Raw genomic sequence first — 811 nt, forward strand, 5'->3', positions numbered from 1 at the left:
TAATCTGTGTTTCGCTCAGTTTCATGTCTTGTTCAAATGCAGATGACGTTTCACTTAGCGTATTGGCGTTTTCTTTTACGCTATTGACCAGTTCGCTTAATGTATCCATCGACTTATCTAGTGCGCAGCCAATGGTGCCAAACTCGTCACGGCCAGGGTGAAAGCCCAATCGAGAAGTTAAGTCACCGTCACCAATTTTCTCTGTTGTGGTGTATAGCACCCACAAAGCGCCTCCGATGAATGTCGCTACCCAATAGCAAAATACTGCAAACGGCAAAACCCATAGAAAACTAAGAAGGAAAGAGGTAAGGGCGTCGGAGCGCAGGGCGTTGTATTGATTGCCAGCGTGCTCGGTCAATCGAACAAGCTCACCCGCAGAGGTTGTGCCATAAACCGTGGTAACACCATCTGAAAACAAGCTTTTTTGTTGATGGTTAGCTTTTGAGATACCAGTAATTTGATAAATATCTGTGGGATTAGCTTCAATGATGCCATCTAGTTTTGCTTGCACGTTGGCGATAGATTGTTGCTCGAACTGATGCAAATCATTTAGGTATCGGCTTCCTGCTACCGAAGTGAGTGCCACCAGAAATAGGAGGAAAATAACCCACATTTTGTCGTTGATAGACATCTTAATAAATAGTCGGTCTATCGTTCTAAACTCAACTTCTCTCATTGATTACTCCATTAGAGATAAAAGATATTGAACAAATCTATGGGTATATCGAAACAAAATATGCGATGCGAATCAGCAAAATATGTAACGAAGGGTGAGTTTATTTTACAAAATGAGATCTAGGGTCGCCTATAA

The 811-nt window shown here is 42.0% G+C and carries 1 protein-coding gene; it reads right to left on the reverse strand.

Annotated features, from left to right (window positions below):
* A partial coding sequence (locus tag R7O13_RS25860; RefSeq protein WP_318305072.1) for a methyl-accepting chemotaxis protein occupies positions 1 to 676 on the reverse strand: 676 nt, incomplete at its 3' end.
* Between the last annotated feature and the right edge of the window lie 135 nt (positions 677 to 811).

The organism is Vibrio sp. Y176 (assembly GCF_033438945.1).